General features: G+C 61.2%; 24 protein-coding genes. 6 read left to right on the top strand and 18 right to left on the bottom strand.

The features are described 5' to 3' along the window. Positions 1–18: 18 nt before the first annotated feature. From dhaM to AC1D17_RS02960, 16 genes are all read right to left on the bottom strand, one after another. Positions 19–420 (bottom strand): dihydroxyacetone kinase phosphoryl donor subunit DhaM, encoded by a 402-nt coding sequence (gene dhaM / locus AC1D17_RS03035; protein ID WP_477563957.1) that lies wholly within the window; start codon positions 418–420, stop codon positions 19–21. Beyond that, entirely contained in the window at positions 417–1049 is a 633-nt protein-coding gene (gene dhaL / locus AC1D17_RS03030) for a dihydroxyacetone kinase subunit DhaL (RefSeq protein ID WP_477563956.1), read from the bottom strand. The genes dhaM and dhaL overlap by 4 nt, the downstream gene beginning before the upstream one ends. Beyond that, a complete protein-coding gene (locus AC1D17_RS03025; protein WP_477563955.1) occupies positions 1046–2692 on the bottom strand; it encodes a dihydroxyacetone kinase subunit DhaK in 1647 nt (548 codons plus the stop codon). The genes dhaL and AC1D17_RS03025 overlap by 4 nt, the downstream gene beginning before the upstream one ends. Positions 2693–2766: 74 nt before the next feature. Continuing rightward, positions 2767–3777 carry an ABC transporter ATP-binding protein gene (locus AC1D17_RS03020; protein ID WP_477563954.1) on the bottom strand — a complete coding sequence of 337 codons (1011 nt, stop codon included), beginning with the start codon at positions 3775–3777 and terminating at the stop codon, positions 2767–2769. Further along, positions 3770–4867 carry an ABC transporter ATP-binding protein gene (locus AC1D17_RS03015; RefSeq protein WP_477563953.1) on the bottom strand — a complete coding sequence of 366 codons (1098 nt, stop codon included), beginning with the start codon at positions 4865–4867 and terminating at the stop codon, positions 3770–3772. Before AC1D17_RS03015 ends, AC1D17_RS03020 begins: the two co-directional genes overlap by 8 nt. Before the next feature lie 3 nt (positions 4868–4870). Then, positions 4871–5074: a hypothetical protein gene (locus AC1D17_RS03010; RefSeq protein ID WP_477563952.1), complete on the bottom strand. Its 204-nt coding sequence runs from the start codon at positions 5072–5074 to the stop codon at positions 4871–4873. Then, positions 5071–6024 (bottom strand): carbohydrate ABC transporter permease, encoded by a 954-nt coding sequence (locus AC1D17_RS03005; protein ID WP_477563951.1) that lies wholly within the window; start codon positions 6022–6024, stop codon positions 5071–5073. Before AC1D17_RS03005 ends, AC1D17_RS03010 begins: the two co-directional genes overlap by 4 nt. Further along, complete coding sequence (locus AC1D17_RS03000; protein ID WP_113529447.1) at positions 6021–6989, bottom strand: carbohydrate ABC transporter permease; 969 nt, start codon at positions 6987–6989, stop codon at positions 6021–6023. The genes AC1D17_RS03005 and AC1D17_RS03000 overlap by 4 nt, the downstream gene beginning before the upstream one ends. A gap of 100 nt (positions 6990–7089) precedes the next feature. Then, a complete protein-coding gene (locus tag AC1D17_RS02995) occupies positions 7090–8415 on the bottom strand; it encodes an ABC transporter substrate-binding protein (RefSeq protein WP_477563950.1) in 1326 nt (441 codons plus the stop codon). A gap of 431 nt (positions 8416–8846) precedes the next feature. Beyond that, the gene (purU, locus tag AC1D17_RS02990) at positions 8847–9731 is read right to left on the bottom strand and encodes a formyltetrahydrofolate deformylase (protein ID WP_477563949.1); all 885 of its coding nucleotides are present in this window, start codon (positions 9729–9731) and stop codon (positions 8847–8849) included. 161 nt (positions 9732–9892) lie between these two features. Beyond that, positions 9893–11200, bottom strand: coding sequence for a type III glutamate--ammonia ligase (gene glnT / locus AC1D17_RS02985; protein WP_477563948.1), 1308 nt, complete (start codon positions 11198–11200; stop codon positions 9893–9895). Positions 11201–11306: 106 nt separating this feature from the next. Beyond that, complete coding sequence (locus tag AC1D17_RS02980; RefSeq protein ID WP_264223168.1) at positions 11307–12635, bottom strand: FMN-binding glutamate synthase family protein; 1329 nt, start codon at positions 12633–12635, stop codon at positions 11307–11309. Positions 12636–12650: 15 nt separating this feature from the next. Further along, on the bottom strand, positions 12651–13337 hold the full coding sequence (locus AC1D17_RS02975; protein ID WP_477564252.1) for a GltB/FmdC/FwdC-like GXGXG domain-containing protein: 687 nt from the start codon (positions 13335–13337) through the stop codon (positions 12651–12653). Between the two features lie 37 nt (positions 13338–13374). Then, positions 13375–14280 (bottom strand): class II glutamine amidotransferase, encoded by a 906-nt coding sequence (locus tag AC1D17_RS02970; RefSeq protein ID WP_477563947.1) that lies wholly within the window; start codon positions 14278–14280, stop codon positions 13375–13377. A 112-nt stretch (positions 14281–14392) separates the two neighbouring features. Next, on the bottom strand, positions 14393–15088 hold the full coding sequence (locus AC1D17_RS02965) for a helix-turn-helix domain-containing protein (RefSeq protein WP_477563946.1): 696 nt from the start codon (positions 15086–15088) through the stop codon (positions 14393–14395). 74 nt (positions 15089–15162) lie between these two features. Continuing rightward, the gene (locus AC1D17_RS02960) at positions 15163–16140 is read right to left on the bottom strand and encodes a GlxA family transcriptional regulator (RefSeq protein ID WP_477563945.1); all 978 of its coding nucleotides are present in this window, start codon (positions 16138–16140) and stop codon (positions 15163–15165) included. A gap of 90 nt (positions 16141–16230) precedes the next feature. On the opposite strand from AC1D17_RS02960, the gene AC1D17_RS02955 reads away from it, so the two are divergent. The 6 genes from AC1D17_RS02955 to AC1D17_RS02930 all read left to right on the top strand — a co-directional run bounded on the left by AC1D17_RS02955 (position 16231) and on the right by AC1D17_RS02930 (position 22043). Then, the gene (locus AC1D17_RS02955; protein ID WP_477564251.1) at positions 16231–17481 is read left to right on the top strand and encodes a sarcosine oxidase subunit beta family protein; all 1251 of its coding nucleotides are present in this window, start codon (positions 16231–16233) and stop codon (positions 17479–17481) included. Between the two features lie 42 nt (positions 17482–17523). Continuing rightward, a complete protein-coding gene (locus AC1D17_RS02950) occupies positions 17524–17811 on the top strand; it encodes a sarcosine oxidase subunit delta (protein ID WP_477563944.1) in 288 nt (95 codons plus the stop codon). Continuing rightward, entirely contained in the window at positions 17808–20765 is a 2958-nt protein-coding gene (locus AC1D17_RS02945) for a sarcosine oxidase subunit alpha (RefSeq protein ID WP_477563943.1), read from the top strand. Before AC1D17_RS02950 ends, AC1D17_RS02945 begins: the two co-directional genes overlap by 4 nt. Beyond that, a complete protein-coding gene (locus AC1D17_RS02940) occupies positions 20758–21342 on the top strand; it encodes a sarcosine oxidase subunit gamma family protein (RefSeq protein WP_477563942.1) in 585 nt (194 codons plus the stop codon). The genes AC1D17_RS02945 and AC1D17_RS02940 overlap by 8 nt, the downstream gene beginning before the upstream one ends. Before the next feature lie 279 nt (positions 21343–21621). Continuing rightward, positions 21622–21861 (top strand): hypothetical protein, encoded by a 240-nt coding sequence (locus AC1D17_RS02935; protein ID WP_264223185.1) that lies wholly within the window; start codon positions 21622–21624, stop codon positions 21859–21861. Between the two features lie 41 nt (positions 21862–21902). Then, a complete protein-coding gene (locus AC1D17_RS02930) occupies positions 21903–22043 on the top strand; it encodes a hypothetical protein (protein ID WP_477563941.1) in 141 nt (46 codons plus the stop codon). Between the two features lie 15 nt (positions 22044–22058). Here AC1D17_RS02930 and hutC read toward each other — a convergent pair whose 3' ends face one another. Beyond that, positions 22059–22820: a histidine utilization repressor gene (gene hutC, locus AC1D17_RS02925; RefSeq protein ID WP_477564250.1), complete on the bottom strand. Its 762-nt coding sequence runs from the start codon at positions 22818–22820 to the stop codon at positions 22059–22061. Positions 22821–23050: 230 nt separating this feature from the next. Then, positions 23051–24391, bottom strand: a complete 1341-nt coding sequence (locus AC1D17_RS02920; RefSeq protein WP_477563940.1) for a formimidoylglutamate deiminase — start codon at positions 24389–24391, stop codon at positions 23051–23053. Positions 24392–24457: the final 66 nt, after the last annotated feature.

Raw genomic sequence — 24457 nt, 5'->3', positions numbered from 1 at the left:
CACCGTGCCGTTTGTCGGTCATGTCGGAGACAGCTCCTGTGCCGTTGCCACCACCTTTGCCAGCGATGCGCCGCCGGAAGCCTCCGCCGCTGCGATGACAGCGCCTTCGACAATAGGCGCGTTGCAGATGACAATCCGCCCCGCCCGCTCCTTGCCGATCATTTCGACCGCCATTTCGCTGTTGGTTTCCGCGCCGCCAAGATCGACGAAGATGGCAACCCCCGCTTCGGACCAGGCCTCTTCAATCGCTTTCAGGATCGCCCCCGTATCGGTTCCCAGTCCGCCGGCCGGATTGCCGCCGCACCAGGCAAGCGGCACAGTGTCACCGACCATCTGGCGCACCATGTCGGCGGCTCCCCTCGCCACGAGCGGCGAGTGCGAGACGATGACGATCCCGACATTTTCCCGTCCGCCCGTCATGTTGCCCCCACCTCTGTCAATTCGCGGCAGACCGTCGCTGCAAGCAGCGCGCAACTGGCAGCTCCCGGATCCATGTGCCCCACCGAACGCTCCCCCAGGAAAGAAGCGCGCCCGCGCAAGGCCTTCATCTCAATCGTCATATCGGCAAAACCCTGAATTTTCTCGGCAAGACGCTGCGGGTGCGCGTGTTTTGTCAATTCCTCGCTAAGTGGATAAAGCACATCCAAGAGCGTCTTGTCGCCCGGAGATGACCTGCCACGTTGCGCCACGGCGGTGACCGCCTGCCGAAAGACCTGGGGAAACTCCAGGCCGTCGATTGAAAGCCCCTTGCCGATCTCCAGCAGCAGCGTGCCGTAAAGAGGTCCGGCGGCACCGCCGATGTTCATCACCAGGATCGTGCCAGCGGCAATCAGCGCTTCGGCAAGTGGCATCGCGGAGAGCCGTTGGCGCTCAGACGCCAGTGCTTCCAGTCCGCGGCGCATATTGGTGCCGTGATCGCCGTCGCCGATCGCACGGTCGAGATCACAGAGACGGTTTTCCTCGGTGGCGACGGCATCCCTGCACGCCTCGATCACGCGGCCCATCCAGGCTGCGCAATCATGGGCATGCCCGGGTTCGATAACGATCATGCGGGCTCCAGGACACCGGCAACTGCAGCGAAAACCTCGGCCACGGCATGGGCGCCCGGATCCATGACGCCGTCAAGGTCGCTCTCTCCGATGTAGGCCGACCGGCCGGCCTTCGCCTTGCGCATCGCCTTGGTCGCCTGCGCACCCTTGCGTGCCTCATCGGCGGCGCCACGGATACCGGTGATCCCAAGCGCATGCAGCGCTGGAGAGAGAGCATCGACCATGGTGCGATCGCCCGGATGGGCTCCGCCGTAAAAGGTCATGCGATCAAGGCCAGCCAGAAGAGACGCGCCAAGGTTTGCCCCATCCCCGCTTGCCTTGCCTGCCGCCGTGAAGAAGATCGACAGGAGAACGCCACTCGAACCACCCATCGCCGTCGCCAGCGTATCGCCGATCACGGCAAAAAGGGCAGCCCGGTCGGCAAATGGCAGGCTTTTGGTTTGGGCAAGGATGCTGCGCGCACCCGTCGCAACCGTCGATCCGGTGTCGCCGTCACCCGCCCTGGCGTCCAGCCGGTTCAACTCCGGCTCAAGCGCAACCAGCCGTTCGCAGATGACCGCAAGGACGCGCTCCGCTTCCGCATCATGGCTTGCCGGGGCGGCTTTTCCCATGGCTTCGACCTTCGGAGCAGGCAGGATATCGACGGCATGCGGCACCACCGCCGGCAGCCAGGCATGCGGCGCGACGGCGGAACGCAGCGCCTTCTCGCGCTCGGCGTCCAGCCGGACCAGAGACAGCGAAAATCCGTTCATGTTCAGGGCGGTCATCATCGGGCCCGGCCCGATCGTCAGTGCGACCCGCGCGGCAAAGGACGACGCGAGCACCGCATTGGCGATCAACGTCATCTCCACCGGCGGAACGGCCCCGAGATTGTTGATCAGCAACGCATATTGCCCGTCCGGCTTCATCGCTGTGGACAACCGTTCGGTCATGATCGAAACGATGCTGTCGGCAGCCTGAACGGTTATCTTCTCCACACCGGGCTCGCCGTGAATACCAAGCCCGAGCTCGCCCTGGTTTTCTCCCAGACGCTCCTCATAGGCCTGGCCGGGAATGGAGCAGGACGAGTAGGAGACGCCGAGCGAAACGATATCCGCCGCCACCGCCTTGGCGGCCGCGGCGACCGAGGCAAGGCTTTCGCCGCTTTCGGCCAGATGCCCGGCGATCTTGTGGACAAACAGCGCGCCAGCGACGCCACGCGGCTGGTTGATCTCCGGCAAGGCGATATCGTCGGCGACGATGACCATCTCGACAGCGAACCCTTCGGCCCGTGCCTTTTCCGCCGCCAGACCGAAATTCAGCCGGTCGCCGGTATAGTTCTTGACCACCAGCAGGCAGCCCGGTTTGCCGGTGACGGCGCGGATCGCGGTCAGCACGGCATCGACGCTGGGAGACGCAAAAATCTCGCCAGAGACTGCCGCCGTCAGCATGCCCCGCCCGACGAACCCGGCATGCGAGGGCTCATGTCCGGCCCCGCCGCCGGAAATGACGGCAACACGGGACTTGTCCCAATCGGCCCGCACGATCACCTTGATATCGGGATAGCTGTCGAGACGGGCGAGCGTTCCAGGCTGCGCGGTTCGCAACAGGCCGTCCAGCGCCTCGGTGACGATGTTTTCCCTGCGATTGAAGAAATGTTTCATGGCACTACTCATCCAGTTCTTTACTGATCCGCATCCTTCCGCCATGGCGCAAGCGATGCAACCTCCTGCGTCGTTTATACAAGCCGTTGTCCGTCCGATCCGAAATAGAGCGGATCCTTGAGCGTCAAGGTAATCTTGTCGCCGGGTCTGACCGGCACATACGGATTGGCAAGCGTCACCAGCTTGTGGCCGGCGATGCGCAGATGCAGATGGCTCTGATCGCCGAGATGCTCGATCCAGTCGATCTCCGCATTGGCAGAGCCGTTGCCGGCATGGATTTCCAGATGCTCGGTGCGGGCGCCGACGGTCTTCGTTCCGCTGGGCGCCCGCCCGCCGGGGACAAGGCCGGCCGGTATGAGGTTGATATGGGGCTGGCCGAGACGCGCCGCCACATGCAGGTTGACGGGGTTGCTGTAGATCTCGCGCGGCGTCCCAAGCTGGATGAGCTGCCCGTCGTTGAGGATGCCGATCCGGTCGGCCATCGTCATCGCCTCGATCTGGTCATGGGTGACGTAAAGCAGCGTCGAGCCAAGTTCGCGCTGGATGCGCTTCAGCTCCAGCCGCAACTCGCCCCGCAGTTTTGCATCGAGCGAGGACAACGGCTCGTCCATCAGGTAGATCGACGGTTTACGCACCAGCGCCCGGCCGATGGCGACACGCTGCATCTCGCCGCCGGACAGCCGCGTCGAGCGGTTTTCGAGCTTGTGATCGATCCTTACCATCCTGGCCACTTCGCGGACGCGGCGATCGATTTCATCCGCGCCCAGACGGCGGGCCGGCGACCGCAGTGGAAAGGCGAGGTTCTCGTAAACCGTCAGATGCGGATAGAGCGAATATTGCTGGAAGACGAAGGCAACGTCGCGACCAGCGGGCGCTGAACCCGCCATATCCTGTCCGCCGATCGTCACCCGCCCCGTGTCCGGCTTCTCCAGGCCTGCAATTAGCCTGAGCGTCGTCGTCTTGCCGGCACCGGTCGGGCCGAGCAGCACGACGAATTCACCGTCGCGGATGGTCAGCGTCAGGTTCCGCACGGCCTCCGATTCGCCGAAAGACTTGCTGATGTTCTGCAACGACACCTCAGCCATGACGGGCCTCCGTATAAAGGGATGATTTCACCGCCCGGCCCGAGGCGCAGTCGAACAAGGAAAGTTTTTCGCTATCCAGTTCAAGCCCGACTGTCTCGCCGATCCGGAATGTGTGATCGGCCGGCACGCGCGCCTTGAGCAGGCCCTTGCCGGTCTCGACGGCAACAATCTGGTTGGTGCCCAGATATTCCGCACCATAGACCGAGCCGCGCAGGGCGGAACTGTCATTGATGCGGATATGCTCCGGCCGCACGCCAAGCGCCAGTTCACCGACGGCAATATCCTGATGCACTTCGGGAAGCGCGATCTCGACACCCTCGACCGAGACGGTGCGCGAGCCTCTCTGGACACCGGCCGTGAACTTCAGGAAATTCATCGGCGGCGAGCCGATGAAATCGGCGACATACATCGAGGCCGGCAAATTGTAGATTTCCTGCGGCGTCCCGAACTGCTCGATGATGCCGTGGTTCATCACCGCGATCTTGTCGGCCATCGCCATCGCCTCATGCTGGTCATGGGTGACGTAGACGGTCGTCGCATGGATGCGGTTATGCAACTCCCTGAGCTCATGGACCATGACCTCGCGGAATTCCGCATCGAGCGTGCCGAGCGGCTCGTCCATCAGGAAGCATTTCGGCCGGCGCACGATCGCCCGTCCGAGCGCCACGCGCTGGCGGTCGCCGCCGGCAAGGCCGGAAACGGATTTTTCAAGGATATGGCTGATCTGCAGGAGCTTTGCCGTCTCCTCGACACGCGCCTTGATCTCTGCCTTCGGCAACCCCTGAGACAAAAGCGGAAAGCCGATGTTCTTGCGGACGTTCATATGCGGATAAAGCGCAAAGAGCTGGAACACGAAGGCTATGTCGCGGGCGCTGGCCCGATTGAAGGTCACATCCTCGCCGTCGAGATAGATCTTGCCGCTGGTCGGCAGTTCCAGGCCTGCAATCATCCTGAGAGTTGTGGTCTTGCCGCAGCCGGAGGGACCGAGCAATGCCAGAAACTCGCCATCGCCGACCGTGAAGCTCGAATCCTGCACTGCAGTGAAGTCGGCAAATTGCTTGCGCAGGTTTTCAATCCGGATTTCAGCCATGGGTCACTCCGGAAATTTCGAAACGATGATGAACATTACAGTGCCCGCCAGAAGCGTCACCAGCGAATAGGTGTAGAGGATCAGCGCGAACGGCTGGAACAGCATCAGGAAGCCGATGGCGATCAATGCCGTTGCAATGTTTTCCATTGGCCCCCGGCGCAAAAAGAAGGGGCGCTTCCTGGCGATTTTCGTCGTGTCCGTGGTCATTTGCGCACCGCTCCGAATGTGATGCCGCGCAGCAGCTGCTTGCGCAGAAGAATGGTGAAGACGAGGATCGGTACAAGGAAGATCGTCGTTCCGGCAGCAACCGCCGGCCAGTCCTGCCCGCCTTCGCCAATGATCGTCGGGATAAAGGGCGGAGCTGTCTGGGCCGAGCCGGAGGTCAACAGGGCGGCGAACGCATATTCGTTCCAGGCAAAGATCAGGCAGAAGATTGCCGTGGCCGCGATGCCGGTCGTCGCCTGCGGCAGCACGACCTTCCAGAATGCCTGAAGCCGCGTATAGCCATCGATCATCGCCGCCTCCTCGTATTCCCGGGGGATCTCGTCGATGAAGCCCTTGAGCAGCCAGACGGCGAGCGAGACGTTGACGGCGGTGTAGAGCAGGATCATCCCCAGCGCCGTGTCGGACAGGCCGAGCTCGCGGTACATCAGGAAGATCGGGATGGCGACCGCAATCGGCGGCATCATCCGGGTCGACAGGATGAAGAACAGCAGGTCATCGGCAAGCGGCACCTTGAAGCGCGAGAACCCGTAGGCCGCCAACGTGCCGAGGAAGACGGCAAGAAAGGTCGAGCCGAAGGCAATCACCAGTGAATTGACGAAGCGCGGCAGGAAGTTCGACGGACCGGCGATCACCATGTTGCGCTTGCGGGTCACCTCGTCGCAGGTGCTCGTCGGCGCCGGCAAGGCTGCGATATAGTCGGGTGTCTGCCGGGTCCGGGTGGTAAAGAGGTTGCAATAACCTTCGAGCGTCGGCGAAAACAGCACCTTCGGTGGATAGCTGATCGAGTCCGGCGGCGATTTGATGCTGGTCAAGAAAATCCAGGCAAGCGGCACCATGGTGATCAGCGCGTAGAGGATAACGATCGCACCGGCGATGCGCTTGCTGGTGGGGCTCGGCTCGACAACCGAATGGGCTGAATTGATCGCGCTCATCGCTGCTTCACCTTGTTGAGTGCCTTGACATAGATATTGGCGAGACCGAACACGGCGACGAAGAGGACGATGGCAAAGGCTGAAGATCGTCCGGTCGCCCATGTCTCGAACGCCTCACGCTTCAGCGTTATGGAGGCAACCTCGGTCACCGACCCCGGTCCGCCGCCCGTCAGAAGCGTCACCATGTCGAACATCTTGAAATTTTCGATACCGCGGAAAAGCACGGCCAGCATGATGAACGGCAGCGCCATCGGCACGGTGATCGACCAGAACTGCCGCCAGGCCGAGGCGCGGTCGACCTCCGCCGCTTCATAGATATAGTCAGGGATCGAACGCAGGCCCGCAAGGCAGATCAGCATCACATAGGGCGTCCACATCCAGGTATCGACGATGATGATGGCCCAGGGCGCCAGCGACACATTGCCGAGCATCTGGATCTGCGATGTCGGGATGCCGCTGAGGAACGACACAGCATAGGCGAACAATCCGATCTGCGGCTCATAGAGAAAGCGCCAGAAATTGCCGACCACGGCGGGCGACAGCATCATCGGGATCAACACGATGGTCGTCCAGAAGGCATGGCCACGGAATTTCCGGTCGATCAGATAGGCAAGCGCAAAACCGATCAGCATCTGCAGCAGGATCGTCCAGAAGACGAAATGCGCCGTCGTCTGCATCGCCTGCCAGATATCCGGATCGGTCAGGACACGCTGGTAGTTGCGGAAACCAACCCCTTCGACCACCGCATTCGGCCGGTTGGCACGATAATTGGTAAAGGAGAGGTACACCGCCCAGAGCAACGGAAAAATGTTGATCGCAAGCAGCAGGCTGATGGCCGGTGCGATGAACAGCCAGGCGATTGCCCTGTCGGACAATCCCCTGACGCGAACCGCGATCGGCGCTGGCGTCGCTTTCGCGGCCGTTTCGGCCGCCTTGTCGACAATGGAAGAATGGGAAAGTGTCAAAGCGTCACCTGGTCTTCATGGACATGATCAAGTTGGCGGCCCAGCCAATTGCCGGTCCGGGCCGCCATCCGGGGAGGTGTCCCCTGCGCCAAGGTCGTTTTCAGATCTTGCCGTCGTCCTCGAAGGTTTCGGTCCAGTCCTGGACAAGCCCATCAAGGGCTTCCTTGGCCGTTCCGTCACCGGCGATCACGTAGTTGTGGACCCGCTTCTGCATGGCCTGCAGCAACGGTGCATAGCTCGGCTCAGCCCAGAAATCCTTGACGATCGCCATGGAATCCAGGAATGCCTGCGCATAGGGCTGGCTGGCCGCAAAGCCCGGTGCATTGACGACCGCCTTGAGGCAGGAATAACCGCCAAGCTCCCACCATTTTGCCTGAACGTCAGGCTGCGCGAACCACTTGATGTACTGCAGCGCCTGCTCCTGCTTGTCGGAATAGGCAACGACCGAGATACCCTGGCCGCCGAGCTGGGCAAAATGCGCCTTCTCGGCCGGATTGGGGAAGAAGCCGATGCGGTCGCCGCCGACCTTTTCATCCTTGTAGAGACCGGGCCAGGTGAAGGCGAAGTTCATCTGCATTGCCACCTGGCCGGATTTGAAGGCGTCGGCCGATTCCGTCATGTAGACGTTGGAGCTGCCGGGCGGTGTGCAGCAGTCATAGAGCGACTTGTAGAATTCGAGACCCTTGACGGCATCCGCAGAGTTGACGAAGCCTTCCATCTCGTAGGGCTTCTTCGGATTGTCGTACTGGAAGCCCCAGTCGTAGAGGACGTTGGTGACGCCCATGGTGATGCCCTCCGAGCCGCGCTCGGTATAGATCGAGGCACCATAGACCGTCTGCCCGTCGATCTTGCGGTTCTGGAAGAACTCGCCGATCTGCTTCAGCTGGTCGTAAGTCTTCGGCGCATCCAGCTTCCAGCCGTATTTCTCCTGGAATTCCTTCTGCAGTTCCGGCTTTTCGAACCAGTCCTTGCGATAGGTCCAGCCGACCACGTCGCCCATGGCAGGCAATGCCCAGTAGTTCGGGGTGTTCTTTGGCCATTCGGAATAGCCAACAACCGTCGCCGGCACGAAGTCATCCATCTTGATGCCTTCCTTGTCGAAGAACTCGTTGAGCTTGACGTAGTGACCATTCTCGGCCGAACCACCGATCCACTGGCTGTCGCCGATGATCAGGTCGCAGAGCTTGCCGTGCGAATTCAGTTCGTTGAGGAACCGGTCTGCATAGCTCGTCCACGGCACGAATTCGAATTTCATGTCGATCTTGGTCTTGGCCGTAAAATCCTTGGACAATTCGACCAGCGCGTTGGCCGGATCCCAGGCTGCCCAGCACAGGGTCAATTGTTCGGCCTGCGATACGGACGGCAGCGCCGTCGAGATCGTCAGAACCGTTGTCGCGCCCAAAAGGGCCTTGGTGATTCTCCGCATGTATTCCTCCCAGATACAGAGGCCGGCACCACGCCGTCCTCGGGAATTCCGACTGCATTTTCCCGGCTGCATGTCTCCGTCACAGGAAACATCACCGGCGCCATTGCCCCTGCCGGGGACGGCATCAAACTCACAAAATTCTGCTGAGCTCCCGCCCTTCGCCCATCGGCCTAACCTCCGCCGTGTTGAGCAATATGTTTAGTGATATCCATTTTACTCAACATGACAAGAGACAATCGTTGCTGCACTGCAACCGCTGCACTGCACCACAAACAAGCAGGATCTGCGTCAAGAAGAATTATGTTTAACTAAACAAAGTGTTCACCCCGGCCATCCCCGAGGGATTGCTCAAAATAAAAACACCGCCGAAAGCGCGAAGCTTTCGGCGGTGTTTTGAACAGGCGATGGAAAATCCGTCAGACCGTCTGCAATCAGCCCATGCGCTCGGAGGCATAGGAGCCCGGGCTTGCCGGGAAGACGACGGTGCGGTTGCCGTTGATGAAGGTGCGGTGGTGGATATGGGCGTGCACGGCGCGCGCCAGGACCTGGCTTTCGACATCGCGGCCGATCGAAACATAGTCCTCGGCCGACTGCGCATGGGTGATGCGAGCGATGTCCTGCTCGATGATCGGACCTTCATCGAGATCGGCGGTGACGTAATGCGCCGTCGCGCCGATCAGCTTGACGCCGCGCTCATAGGCCTGCTTGTAGGGGTTGGCGCCCTTGAACGATGGCAGGAACGAGTGGTGGATATTGATGATCCGGCCGGACATCTTCTGGCACATCTGGTCGGACAGGATTTGCATGTAGCGGGCCAGCACGATCAGTTCGGTGCCGGTCTGCTCGACCACGTCCATGATCCGGGCTTCGGCCTGCGGCTTGTTGGCCTTGGTCACCGGGATGTGGTGGAACGGAATGTCGTGATTGACGACGACCTTCTGGTATTCGAAATGGTTGGAGACGACACCAACGATCTCGATCGGCAGCGCCCCGATCTTCCAGCGATAGAGCAGGTCGTTGAGGCAATGGCCGAAACGCGACACCATCAACAGCACCTTCATGCGGTGCTCGCTGTCGAGGATATCGGCTTCCATTCCGAAACGGGTCTTCACCGCCTCAAAGCCGGCCTTCAGCTTGTCGAGCGTTGCACCTTCCTGGCTGATGAAGGTCAGGCGCATGAAGAACAGGCCGGTTTCCATGTCGTCGAACTGCGAGCTGTCGGTGATGTAACAGCCTTCGTCCGCCAGATAGCCGGTGATCGCCGCAACAATGCCGCGGGTGGATTTGCACGATACGGTCAGAACATAGCTCTTCATCGGTGTCAGTCTTTCGTTTTGGGTCCTGGCTGGCCCTCCCGGCCCAGCATCGTGAAACGGAAGCTAGCGCGGCGCTGGCCTGCCCGTCCATCCGTTTCGCGACATCGGATAGCAGGAACAGGCCATACCGTCTCTTCTGGTGCGAGAACGAAGCCCGGCGCTCAGATATCGAGCGTCGTCTGCCGCTCCCATTCGGTGAAATGCGACGCGTAGGCATTCCACTCCTGATGCTTGAGCTTCAGGTAGGCGCTGGAGAAACTCTTTCCGAGCGTGGCCTTCAGTTCCTCGTCCTTGTCGTATTCCCGGAGCGCGTCGAGCAGGTTCAGCGGTAGGCGCGGCGCACCGGTGACGGTGTGGCCTTCCTTGTACATGTCGATGTCATAGTGGCGGCCCGGATCAGCGTTCTTCCGGATGCCGTTCAGGCCCGCCGCGATGATGATCGCCTGCAGCAGATACGGATTGACCGCACCATCCGGAAGGCGCAGCTCGAAACGCCCTGGGCCGGGTACTCGGACCATATGGGTGCGATTGTTGCCGGTCCACGTGACCGTATTCGGCGCCCAGGTGGCACCGGAAATGGTGCGCGGCGCGTTGATGCGCTTGTAGGAATTGACCGTCGGATTGGTAACCGCAGCAAGCGCCGAGGCATGGGTCATGATGCCGCCGAGGAAGGTCTTGCCCTTGGCCGAAAGACCGAACGGCATTTCCTTGTCGGCAAAGGCATTGGTCCTGCCTTCCAGATCCCAGACGGAGATGTGGGCGTGGCAGCCGTTGCCGGTCAGGCCCTTGAAGGGCTTGGGCATGAAGGTGGCGCGAAGGCCGTGCTTTTCGGCAACCGTTTTCACCATGAACTTGAAGAACGAGTGCTTGTCGGCCGTCTGCAGCGCGTCGTCATATTCCCAGTTCATCTCGAACTGGCCGTTCGCGTCCTCGTGGTCGTTCTGGTAGGGCTTCCATCCGAGCTCAAGCATGTAGTCGCAGATCTCGGCGATCACGTCGTAGCGGCGCATGACGGCCTGCTGGTCGTAGCAGGGTTTTTCGGCCGTATCGAACTCGTCGGAAATCTTGCCGCCATCCGGCGAAATCAGGAAGAATTCCGGCTCGACGCCGGTCTTGACGCGAAGGCCCTCCTTGGCGGCTTCGGCAATCAGCCGTTTCAGCATGACGCGTGGCGCCTGGTCCACCGGCTGATCTTCCATGACGCAATCGGCCGCGACCCAGGCAACATCCTTTTTCCAGGGAAGCTGGATGACGGAGGACGCATCCGGAATCGCGAACAGGTCCGGGTGGGCGGGGGTGAGGTCGAGCCAGGTGGCAAAACCGGCGAAGCCCGCACCGTTCTTCTGCATGTCGGCAATCGCTTCAGCCGGAACGAGCTTTGCCCGCTGGCCACCGAACAGGTCGGTATAGCTGATCATGAAATATTTGATGCCACGGTCTTTGGCAAAGCTAGCAAGATCGAGTGTCACTGCGTTCCCCTTTGGATTATTCAGACACTTTTTCGTAAGAAGGCCGCTGCCTGACCTTTAACATCAAGTCTTGGGAGATCGGGCAACGGCCGAAGGCATATTCGGGTCAGAAGCCTCCCTTGCCCGGGATCCAGCTGGTGCCAGCAAGCGGCACCTGCGCCATGGCCGACGCCTCAAGCGTCAGCGCAACGAGATCTTCCGGCTCCAGATTGTGCAGATGGTTCTTGCCGCAGGCCCGCGCGATGGTCTGGGCCTCGAGCGTCATCACCTTGAGGTAGTTGGCAAGGCGGCGTCCGGCTGCGACGGGATCGAGGCGCTTGGAAAGTTCCGGGTCCTGCGTGGTGATGCCGGCCGGGTCCTTGCCCTCATGCCAGTCATCATAGGCACCGGCCGTCGTTCCGAGCTTCTGATACTCCGCTTCCCAGTGCGGATCGTTATCGCCGATGGCAACCAGCGCTGCCGTACCGATGGCAACCGCGTCAGCGCCGAGCGCCAGTGCTTTCGCGACATCGGCACCCGAACGGATGCCGCCGGAGATGATCAGCTGCACCTTGCGGTGCATGCCGAGATCCTGCAGCGCCTGGACGGCCGGACGGATGCAGGCGAGCGTCGGCATGCCGACATTCTCGATGAAGACGTCCTGCGTCGCCGCCGTGCCGCCCTGCATGCCGTCGAGCACGACGACGTCGGCACCGGCTTTGACCGCAAGCGCTGTATCGTAATAGGGACGCGCGCCGCCGACCTTCACATAGATCGGCTTTTCCCAATCGGTGATTTCGCGCAGTTCCATGATCTTGATTTCCAGATCGTCCGGGCCGGTCCAGTCGGGATGGCGGCAGGCCGAGCGCTGATCGATGCCCTTGGGCAGGTTGCGCATGTTGGCGACCCGATCGGAAATCTTCTGGCCGAGCAGCATGCCGCCGCCACCGGGCTTGGCGCCCTGGCCGACGACGATCTCGATCGCGTCGGCGCGCCGCAGGTCTTTCGGGTTCATGCCATAACGCGACGGCAGATACTGGTAGACCAGCGTCTGTGAGTGGCCGCGCTCCTCATCCGTCATGCCGCCGTCACCGGTGGTCGTCGATGTTCCGGCGATGGAGGCTCCCCGTCCGAGCGCTTCCTTGGCATTGCCCGACAGAGCACCAAAGCTCATGCCGGCGATGGTGATCGGTGTCTTGAGAACGATCGGCTTTTTGGCATGACGCGCGCCGAGCACGACGGATGTGTCGCATTTCTCGCGGTAGCCTTCGAGCGGATAACGCGAGATCGACGCGCCGAGGAACAAAAGGTCATCGAAATGCGGAACCTTGCGCTTGGTGCCGGCGCCGCGAATGTCGTAGATGCCGGTTGCTGCGGCACGGCGGATTTCTGCGAGCGTATAATCGTCGAAGGTCGCTGACTTGCGCGGCGGGGTATAGGGGTTGTGATAGCTCATGTACGGTTCCCTGCCTTAGTACGCGTCAGCGTTATCGATGTTGAAATTGTAGAGTGTGCGGGCCGAGCCGTAGCGCTTGAATTCTTGCGGCTTGACGTCGGTGATACCTGCCTTCTCCAGCAAATCGGCGAGCTTTTCGATATGCTCGGGACGCAACTCCTTCTGGATGCAATCGGCACCGAGGCTCTTGACCTCGCCGCGCACGAACAGCTTGGCCTCATAAAGCGAATCCCCCAGCGCGTCGCCGGCATTGCCGAGCACGACCAGGTGACCCGACTGGCCCATAAAGGCCGACATGTGGCCGATATTGCCTTGAACGACGATATCGATACCCTTCATCGAGATGCCGCAGCGCGAGGCGGCGTTGCCCTTGATGACCAGAAGACCACCGCGGCCCGTCGCCCCGGCATATTGGCTGGCATCACCCTCGATGACAACTGTCCCCGACATCATGTTTTCCGCGACACCCGGGCCTGCGGAACCATGAACGGTAACGGCGCCGCCGTCGTTCATGCCGGCGCAATAATAACCGACGCTGCCGCGCACGTCGACGGTGACAGGCTGGTCGATGCCGACGGCAACGGCATGGCTGCCGCGCGGATTGACGACTTCGAAGTTTGTGTCATTGGTGCCGGGGGCAATCGCGTGCAGGGCGCTGTTCAGGTCGCGCAGCGGCATTTTTGCAAGGTCGAATACCCGCATTGCTTCCAGACTTTCTCGTTTTACGCTGAGGTCCATGTTACGCCGCCTTCTCGTGATCCCAGAAATAAACAGTTGCCGGCTCCGGCTCCCAGACACGCGCATTCTCGATGCCCGGCAGGTTGACGAGCGCGCGGTACTCCGAGCCGAAGGCGATGTACTGATCGGTTTCGGCCATCACGGCCGGCTTGCAGGCGATCGGGTCGCGCACCACGCCGAAGCCTGATTTGGTGCCGACGACGAAGGTGAAGAAGCCGTCGAGATCATCGAGCGCGCTGGTCAGCGCCTGCCCGAGATCCTTGCCCTTGGCCATTTCGGCCGTCAGATAGGCGGCGGCGACTTCGCTGTCATTCTGCGTCTCGAAGGTCATGCCTTCGCGGACCAGCTCGCGGCGCAAGTTGTTGTGGTTGGAGAGCGAGCCGTTGTGCACCAGGCATTGATCGGCGCCGGTCGAAAACGGGTGGGCGCCAAGCGTGGTGACGGCAGATTCGGTTGCCATGCGGGTATGGCCGATGCCGTGCGTTCCGCCCATCTGGCGAATGCCGAACCGGGAAACCACATCCTTCGGCAGGCCGACTTCCTTGTAGATCTCGACGCTGTCGCCAGACCCCATGACCCGGATGCCGCCCCGTTCCTGGGCCAGCAGATCCCGCACCGCCGAGGCTTTGGCAGCACTGGTCTCGATGACCGCATGCGTGCTTTTCAGCTCCACGGCGACGCTTGAATCAACCGGCTTCAGCAGCGCTTCAAGGCCGGCAAAATCCTGCTTGGGGTCAGCCGATTGAACGGTGATTTTCGCGCGGCCGGCCGAGGGCGCGCCGTAGATGGCGATGCCGGCGCTATCGGGGCCGCGGTCGGTCATGATGACAAGCATATCGGACAGCATGGCACCCAATTGCGGCTCCAGGCTCTTGTCCTTCAAAAACAATCCGACAATTCCGCACATGGGGACAATCCTTCGTTTCGTTGATGAAGGATGGATAGCAGTTGCCGTTTTCAATTTCAACTGTGAAGAAAGTTTTTTTCTTATCAGGCAATATTTTTGAAGGAATGCATCATCAGATATTGGTCCCCGTCTGCGGATAGGAAATGATCGAGAGGTAGCGGATCGGCAGCTTCACGAGTTCTTCCGGGCCATGGCGCGCATCGGCGTCGAAGAACAGGCTGTCGCCCGGCTGCATGGTGAAGAGCCGGTCTGCGTGGCGGTAGACCACTTCGCCCTCCAGCATATAGAGAAACTCCATGCCTTCGTGCTGGAAAGCCGGGAAGGTATCGGAATCCGCCGTCAGCGTGATCAGATAGGGCTCGACGACGACCCCGGCCGTGTTGTTGTCGATATGACCAAGCAGGTTGTACTGATGGCCAGCACGGGTGCCGCGCCGCTCCAGCTCGACGCCTTCGCCAGCCTTGACGAACACGGCGTTGCGCGGTTCCTCATAGCGGCGGAAGAAGGCTGTGACCGGGACGCCGAGCGCCCGCGACAGAGACTGCAGCGTCGTCAACGACGGCGAGATATTGCCGTTCTCGATCTTCGACAGCATGCCGAGCGAAATACCGGTGGCGGTGGCAAGGTCGGTAACGGTGATGCCGAGCTTCTTGCGGAAGGCGCGCACCTCGTGGCCGATGGCGATTTCGAGATTGTTTTCCTTCGGTTCGCGCAGCGCATGCGGGTCCTGCAAAAAGGCAGCCTTCAGCGCCGGCTTCTCGTCATCCGTCACGCGGCCGATATCGGTGATTGGCTGCTTCTTCGCCATGCGGCGCTCCCCCTGCTTGCAATACGGCCAATCTATCCTGACAGTGAAATTTTCTCAACCAGGAAGAATATTGCTCAACGCGCGTCCGCACCGCCACCTTGCCGCTGGGAGCGCGGCGGCTCACCGAATGCGGCACGATAGCTGCGTGAAAAATGCCCGGCACTGGAAAAGCCCGTGGCAAAGGCGATCTCCGAGATGGAGAGCGGGCTCTGCTGCAGAAGGCGTCGGGCATGGTCCAGCCGAAGCTTGCGGTATTCGAGGAGAAAGGACGACCCCATCAGCCTCGAAAAAAGCCGGTCGAGATGGCGCGGCGACAGGCCCGCCAAGGCTGCCATGGTTTGACGATCCAGCGGCGCTTCGATCGTTGCTTCCATTTTCTCAAGCACGGTCAGCAGGCCGGGATGGTTGACACCGTATCGTTCGGCCAGCGACGCCCGCTGCGGCGCCCCGGAGCTTTCCACGTGGGTATGCAGGTACCAATCGCTGACCCGGCGGGCGAAATCCGATCCCATCCGCTCGGAGATCAGCGCGTGCATCATGTCGAGCGGCGCCACCCCGCCGCCGCAGGTGATGCGGTTGCCGTCGAGGACATAGCGCGCCTGACGCGGCAGAAGACCCGGAAAGGCCTCCATCAGCGCCGGCGCATGCTCCCAGTGAATGGTGAAGTCGCGATCCTCCAGCAATCCGGCTGCTGCCATCAGATAAGGGCCGCCGGAAATGCCGCCAATGCGCACGCCGTCGCGGGCAAGCTGGCGCAGGCAGGCCATAACCGCCGGGACATTCCAGTCAACCGGCGTACCGCCGGCGCAGACGAAGACGGTATGGAAGCCGGAGCCACGGCCCGGCAGCGGCAGTGCGGGAACGGGAATGCCCGAAGACGTCAGCCCCGCATTCCCTTCGGCGACATGCGCCGACAGCGTATAGATGTCCCTGCCCGCGAGAAGATTGGCGGCGCGCAACGGCTCCACCGCCGAGGCATAGGACATCAACGCGAATCCCGGGATGAGGATAAAGCCGATCTTCTGCAGGTTTTTCAGGTCTTCTGACACCATGTCCCAATCATGGCGGAAAACGTCTCTTTTTTGCAAGTACTAAAGCGCAATCCTGTCATGATCGCCACGGTTCACCGGGATTCCATTGCCATGCGCTATTCTGCCTTTTCCGTTTTTCTGAATGCCCTGCGCGGCAACAAGGACTGGAAGCCTGCATGGCGCAGCCCGGTTCCGAAGAACCACTATGACGTCATCATCATCGGCGGCGGCGGTCATGGCCTGGCCACCGCCTATTACCTGGCCAAGGAATTTGGCGTCACCAATGTGGCCGTGCTGGAAAAGGGCTATATCGGCTCCGGCAATGTCGGCCGCAACACGACGATCATCCGCTCCAACTACCTTCTGCAGGGCAATAATCCGTTCTATGAGCTGTCGATGAAGCTCTGGGAAGGGCTGGAGCAGGATTTCAATTTCAACGCCATGGTCTCCCAGCGCGGCGTGCTCAACCTCTATCATTCCGACGCCCAGCGCGACGCCTATACGCGGCGCGGCAATGCCATGCGCCTGCACGGCGTCGATGCCGACCTGCTCGACCGCAACACTGTCCGCCAGATGCTGCCTTTTCTCGATTTCGACAATGCCCGCTTCCCGATCCAGGGCGCGCTGATGCAGAAACGCGGCGGCACGGTGCGCCACGATGCCGTTGCCTGGGGATACGCCCGTGGCGCGGACTCGCGCGGCGTCGATATCATCCAGAACTGCGAGGTCACCGGCATCCGGCGCGACAATGGCCGCGTCGTCGGCGTCGAGACCAGCCAGGGCTTCATCGGCTGCGGCAAGCTGGCGCTGGCGGCGGCGGGCAATTCCACTGTTGTCGCCGATATGGTCGATATGAAGCTGCCGATCGAAAGCCATGTGCTTCAGGCGTTCGTCTCGGAGGGGCTGAAACCCTTCATCGACAATGTCGTCACCTTCGGCGCCGGGCATTTCTATGTCTCGCAGTCGGATAAGGGCGGCCTTGTCTTCGGCGGCGATATTGACGGCTACAATTCCTATGCCCAGCGCGGCAATCTGGCGACCGTCGAGCATGTCGCCGAGGCCGGTGTGGCGATGATCCCGGCCTTGTCGCGCGTCAGGGTTCTGCGCTCCTGGGGCGGCGTCATGGACATGAGCATGGATGGCTCGCCGATCATCGACCGCACGCCTATCGACAATCTCTACCTGAATGCCGGCTGGTGCTACGGCGGTTTCAAGGCCACGCCCGCTTCCGGCTTCTGCTACGCCCATCTGATCGCGAAAAACGAGCCGCATGAGACGGGTCGCGCCTTCCGGCTCGACCGCTTCGCGCGCGGCCGGATGATCGATGAAAAGGGTGTCGGCTCGCAACCCAATTTGCATTGAGGCCAATCTGCATTGAGGCCCAATCTTCACTGAGGAATTTACATGGCCAGCCTGATCGCCTGCCCCCATTGCGGGCCGCGCCCCAAGGAAGAATTCACCGTTCGCGGCGACGCGGGCATTGCCCGCCCGGAGCCGGATGCCGGTGAGGATGCCTGGTACGCCTACGTCTACCTGCGCGACAATCCGCGCGGACGCCACAAGGAACATTGGCACCATACATCCGGCTGCCGCCGCTGGCTGGTGGTCGAGCGCGATACGATGACCCACGCAATCTATGCCGTATCAGACGCCAGCACGCAGGATGCCAGCACTCGGGGAGAGACCGCATGAGTTCCTACCGTCTTCCCAAAGGCGGCCGCATCGACCGCGCCAAGCCGCTGAATTTCACCTTTGACGGCAAGCCCATGCAGGGCTTTGCCGGCGATACGCTGGCCTCGGCATTGCTTGCCAACGGCCGCCAGCTCGTTGGCCGCAGTTTCAAGTATCACCGCCCGCGCGGGATCCTGACGGCGGGCGCTGCCGAACCCAATGCACTGGTGACGATCGGCGAAGGCGGACGCACCGAGGCCAACACCCGCGCCACGCTGATCGAACTTTACAGCGGCCTTGCGGCCAAGAGCCAGAACCGCTGGCCGTCGGTCGATTTCGACCTTGGAGCCGTCAACAGCCTGCTCTCGCCCTTCCTCGGCGCCGGCTTCTACTACAAGACCTTCATGTGGCCTGCCGCGTTCTGGGAAAAGGTCTATGAGCCGATCATCCGCAAGGCAGCAGGCCTTGGCCGCGCCACCTACGAACCCGATCCCGATGCCTACGAAAAATGCTGGGCGCATTGCGACCTGCTGGTGATTGGCGCCGGGCCTTCTGGGCTCGCGGCCGCACTGACGGCCGGCCGCGCCGGTGCCCGCGTCATCCTCGCCGACGAGGGCTTTGAACCCGGCGGTTCGTTGTTGTCCGAAACGGCGCCCGTCGGCGGCAAATCCGCAGCCGACCTGCTGGCAAAGACGCTGGCTGAGCTGGCAGATATGCCCAACGTCCGCATTTTCTCCCGGACCACTGTCTTTGGCTGGTACGACGGCAATGTCTTCGGCGCGGTCGAAAGCGTGCAGAAGAACACGGCCACGGTTAACCCAAACCGGCCGGTCGAGCGCATCTGGCGCATCGCCGCCAAACACGCGATCCTCGCCTCCGGAGCCGAAGAGCGTCCGCTGGTTTTCGGTGGCAACGATATTCCGGGCGTCATGATGGCGGGCGCCATGCGCTCCTATCTCAACCGGCAGGCCATCGCGCCTGGAAAAAGCACGGTCATTTTCACCAACGACGCCTCGGGCTACGCGACCGCCGCCGATCTGGAAGCTGCCGGCCTTGAAGTCGCGGCCATCGTCGATGCCCGCGCCGGTGACGTTTCATCCTGGCGCGGTTGCGCCCCCGTCTTCCCGGGCGCCCTCGTTCAGGATGCCAAGGGCGGCAAGGCGCTCACCAGTGTCACCGTCCTCAAAGGCGGCGCGCCGGTAACGATCCACGCCGACGCCCTTGCCATGTCCGGCGGCTGGAGCCCGATCATCCACCTTGCCTGCCATCGCGGTGCAAAACCGGTCTGGTCGGATGCCAAGGCCGCCTTCCTCGCACCGGAGAGTCAGGAAGGGCTGACCATCGCAGGCGCCGCCGCAGGTGTTGGCAGCATCGAAACCTGCCTTGCAGACGGCGCCGGAAAAGCCGCATCGGCCCTGAAGGCTCTCGGTTTCTCGAATGCCACCGCTGCTTTTGTCCCGGTGGCCGATACGGCAACGGTCGCCAAGCCGCTCTGGCGGGTTCATGGATCGAAAGGCAAGGCCTTTGTCGACTACCAGAACGATGTGCACTTGAAGGATCTCGGCCTCGCCGCCAGCGAAGGCTATGGCCATGTCGAGCTTGCCAAGCGCTATACCACCAATGGCATGGCGACAGATCAGGGTAAGCTGTCCAACATCAACGCCATCGGCATTCTGGCCGAAGCGCGAAAAGTCTCGCCGGCCGATGTCGGCACCACCACCTTCCGTCCCTTTTACACGCCACTCTCCTTCGGTGCCTTGACCGGCGCTTCCAAGGGCAAGCATTTCCAGCCAGTGCGCAAGTCGCCGCTGCATGATTGGGCAAAGAAGAACGGTGCCGTCTTCGTCGAAACCGGCCTCTGGTATCGTTCCTCGTGGTTCCCGAAAGCCGGCGAAACCACATGGCGCGAAAGCGTCGATCGCGAAGTGCTGAACGTTCGCAAGAACGCCGGTATCTGCGATGTCTCCACCCTCGGCAAGATCGAGATTTTTGGCAAGGACGCCGCCGAGTTCCTCAACCGGGTCTATTGCAACGCCTTCCTGAAGCTCCCCGTCGGCAAAGCGCGCTACGGCCTGATGCTGCGCGAAGACGGAATGATCTACGATGACGGCACGACAAGCCGCCTTGGGGAAACCCATTTCTTCATGACGACGACCACAGCCTATGCGGCAGGCGTGATGAACCATCTGGAGTTCTGCGCCCAGGCCCTGTGGCCCGAGCTCGACGTGCAGTTCGCCTCCTCGACCGACCAATGGGCGCAGATTGCCGTTGCCGGACCGAAATCCCGCCTGATCCTGCAGGCGCTGGTGGACGAGGACATTTCCGACGCGGCGTTCCCATTCCTCGGCGCAAAGGAGGTCTCGCTTTGCGGCGGCAAGCTGACCGGTCGGCTGTTCCGCATCTCCTTCTCCGGCGAGCTGGCCTATGAACTGGCCGTTCCAGCGGGTTATGGCGAAGCGATCGCCGATGCCATCATGGAAGCAGGAAAACCGCATGGCATCTGCCCCTACGGCGTCGAGGCGCTGGGCGTCATGCGCATCGAGAAAGGCCATGTCACCCATTCCGAGATCAACGGCACGGTCATCCCGTCTGATCTCGGCTTTGCGAAAATGGTATCGACGGCCAAGCCGGACTTCATCGGCAAGGCGATGCTTTTACGGGAAGGTTTGACGGCAGAGGACCGGCTGTCGCTCGTCGGCGTCAAGCCGCTCGATCCGGCGACGACATTCAAGACCGGATCGCATATCCTCTCGGAAGGTGCCGTGCCGTCGCTCGAAAACGATCAGGGCTACGTCTCCTCCAGCTGCTACTCGCCGAACCTTGGCTCGACCATCGGCCTGGCCCTGGTCAAGCACGGCCCCAAACGCCACGGCGAGCACGTCACTGTCTGGAATGATCTGAAAAACGAATACACCAGGGCCGTGCTGTGCAGCCCGGTCTTCTTCGATCCGGAAAACGGAAAGCTCCATGGTTGATTTTGCGCTCCTTCACCGCCCTGCCCTTGCCGATGCCAAGTCCGGCTCGTTCGGCGCGCCGTCAACCGGCAAGCGGGTCACGCTTATGGCCCTGCCGGAAGGTCATGTGCTGCAGGTTCTCGCCGCGCACGACAGCGGCGACCTGCAAAGCCTGATCCCACGGATTGGCGATGGTACGCCGCATGCCGTGCGGCCCTATGGCCCCGGACAATGGTTCGTCATCGGCGACAAGCCTCTTGCCGCGGCGGAAATTTTTGCCAAGACACCGCATCTGGATGGCAAGGCCTCGATTTCCGATCAGGGCCATGGCCGCATCCGGATCGGCATCAGCGGCGCGTCGGTCGAAGCGGTCCTCGCCAAGGGTACGGCGGTCGATCTCGCTGTCTCGGAATTCCCCGTTGGCCATTCCGCAATGACCTTGATCGGCCATATCTCGGCTCTCATTACCCGGACGGAAGCGGCAAGCTTCGAGCTTCTGGTGCTGCGCGGCTTTGCCGAAAGTCTCTGGGATGAACTCATCCAGATGAGCCTCGAATTCGGTATCGATGCGCGCACCAACGACGGCATAATTCCTTAAATCGGAATCGATTTAAGGAAAAATTATGCAGCAGGCCAGACGCCTCTGGCCCGCCCATCTCAACCCATATTTTCGATTGACCCACCGTTGGTATCGCCATGGGGATCAGGGACGTCTATTATAAGCGCTATGAACGTTCCCGCCGGCGCCCGGCAGGGAACGACCACGGATGGACTGGCAGTTCCCGACCCGGCAGACGCTCCTTGAGAAAAGCGGATATGACCAAACGGGGCCAGGCTCCGTTTTTCATTTCCATTGTTGATGTCAAGGAGAACGGCCATGCCTACCAACTCCGCCCCGCCCAAAGGACAGCCCAAGTCCCGTCTGCACCGCTTTTCGATCGGGCAAAAGGTGCGGATGAAAAGCACCGTCGGTTTGTCATTGCGCGGCGAAACGATTTTTCGCATTCTCGCAACATTGCCCATAAGGGATGGTTCGCCGCAATATCGGATTCGCACCGAAGGCGAGACCTACGAACGGGTAACGACGGAAGACAATCTGGAAGATGCCAGAGGGTAGAGCCGCAAGTGCTCACCCTCCATAACGAGGAAGGACCGCACATGGCCAAGGGACAGGCAAAGAGCAACAAGGAAGTCAGGAAGCCGAAGAAGGACAAGGTTGCTGCCAAGGTGGCCACCCCTTTCGCGGCAACCACTCAGAAGGAAGTTCCCAAGCTTTCCGGCGCAAAGCCGAAGAAGTAACCAGGAAGCTTCCCGTCACTTCGGCTGTGATGGCGTGAAATTGGCGACCAGCGCATGCTGTTCGCCGGGATAGATCAGGCGCACGTGGGTAATATGCGCACCATTGCTCCACGTGCGCCGCTCAACCGTCAGGCACGCAGTCCCCGCGGCTATACCGAGAGCCGCCGCCACCGGCGCATCCGCGGCCACCGCACGGATCGTATGTTCGGCAGCGCTCCATGGAACCCGGTTCAAAAGCCAGGGGCCGGGTGCAACCTCCTCGAAAGTCTCCGCCGCCGCATCCGGAACCGCCGCCAGGTTGATCAAACGCTGCTCGACACAAAACGGCCTGTTGCCCGCAAAATGCGTGCACGTGACCTCGAGAACCGGAGCAGGCGCGGCCAGACCAAGCCTCGATCTGTCATCTGCGCTGCTGCGCCGCTGGGTTTTCCCGGTCAGCCTGTAGTCGTAGGTAAAACCAAGCGACTGAACTTCAAGTTTGATGTCGCGGATTTCCAGCACCGCCGATTGCGCGCGCGGCTGCGTCACATAACTGCCCGACTTGCGCCTCCGCTCGATCAGCCCCGTTTTTGCAAGCTGGGTGAGCGCCTTGTTCACGGTCATCCGCGAGCATTTATATTGCTCGGCCAGTTCGACTTCGAACGGAATACGGAAACCGGGCGGCCATTCGCCAGACAGGATGCGATCCTCGATATCGCCGAGGATACGCTGATGCAGCGACAGGTCACCTGTGCTTTCCGCAAGCGGCACCTTAACGGCCCGATCGGTATCCTGCAATTTCACCACGTTCTCACCTTCAACGAATCCTGTCCGATTCTATAGCGCCGCGCGTCATTCATGACGCGCAAAGGTCGCTGTAGCACTTTAAATCTGCTGCATAGTTTTCCTTAAATCGATTCCGATCTAAGGCATTATGCAGTAGAGCCCTTCCGGGTTAAACGGAAGGGCTCTACCAGAAAGTGTTCGGCACGGCCAATCTGGAAAAAACGTGGTAGCGAATGGGGTGCTCAGGCCAACAGCTCGCGCAGCACGCTGCGGAACCGGGCCGCTATCTCGTCCCGCCTGTGATGCCGTCCGCCTTCGACCTGTTTACGGCCCGCCACCCAAACGCTGTCGGGTTTCGTGCCGTTGGCAAACAGCCAGGAATCCAGGACGGCGTCTTCTGCCAGATCGCCATCCGGCGCCGCAAAGCTGACGAAATCCGCCGGATTGCCAGCGGCGATCCCCGTTTTAGCCGCCAGGGCGATACCGCCGCCTTCGACCGCACCGTCGAATAGGGCGCGGCCGGTCGACTGGCCCGGAGCCGCCAGAACGTTTCGAGAGCGATGCGCCAGACGTTGCGAATACTCAAGCTGGCGAAGCTCATCGGGAATACCGATGAGGACATTGGAATCCGAACCAATACCGAACTTGCCGCCCGCCTCGCCAAACACGACTGCATTGAACGTGCCGTCACCGAGATTGGCTTCCGTGATCGGGCAGAGACCGGCAATCGCCTTGCTCTTAGCCATCCGGCGGGTCTCGTCGTCGGTCATGTGGGTTGCATGGATCAGGCACCAGCGGCCATCGAGCCCGGCATTGTCGAGCAGCCATTCGACCGGACGTGCGCCGGACCAGGCGATGCAATCTTCCACTTCCTTGACCTGTTCGGCCACGTGAATATGGATCGGCCCGTCCTTTGCCATGGCAACGACGGCAGCCAGTTCATCCGGTGTCGCCGCCCGCAGGCTGTGCGGCGCCACGCCGACACGGCCTTCCGGCAATTCCTTGACCGCGGAGCGGCAACCATCGAGCAGCCGCCCGAAGCTCTCGACATTATTGATAAACCGGCGCTGTCCCTCGTTCGGCGCAGCCCCCCCGAAAGTCGAATGCGCATAGAAAACCGGCAGCAACGTCAGTCCGATACCGGTCTGGGAAGCCGCCGAAGCGATCCGCTGCGCCATTTCGGCAATATCGGCATACGGGCTACCGTCGATATCATGGTGCAGATAGTGAAATTCGCCGACACGCGAGAAACCTGCTTCCAGCATTTCCATATAGAGCTGGCTGGCAACGGCCTCCACATGGTCCGGTGTCATCGACAGGGCAAAACGGTACATCACGTTGCGCCAGCTCCAGAAGCTGTCAGCGCCGGGGCCCCGCACTTCGGCAAGGCCGGCCATGCCGCGCTGGAATGCGTGGCTGTGCAAATTCGGCATGCCGGACACCAGAATATCGTGCCGCTCGTCGCCTGCCTGGGCCTGAGCACCCGCTTCGACGGAGGCGATCCGGTCACCCGCGATCGTCAGCCGCACATCCTTCTGCCATCCCGCCGGCGTCAGAGCCGATTTTACATAAATGCTGGTCAAGGTCTCATCCCTTCCTGACTACATAAGCTAAAAAAACACTTGCGTTCATTTTCTTTATGTCTATAC

It is taken from the genome of Pararhizobium sp. P1_E7 (assembly GCF_056405855.1).
This window is presented reverse-complemented; position numbering and strand designations above follow the sequence as displayed.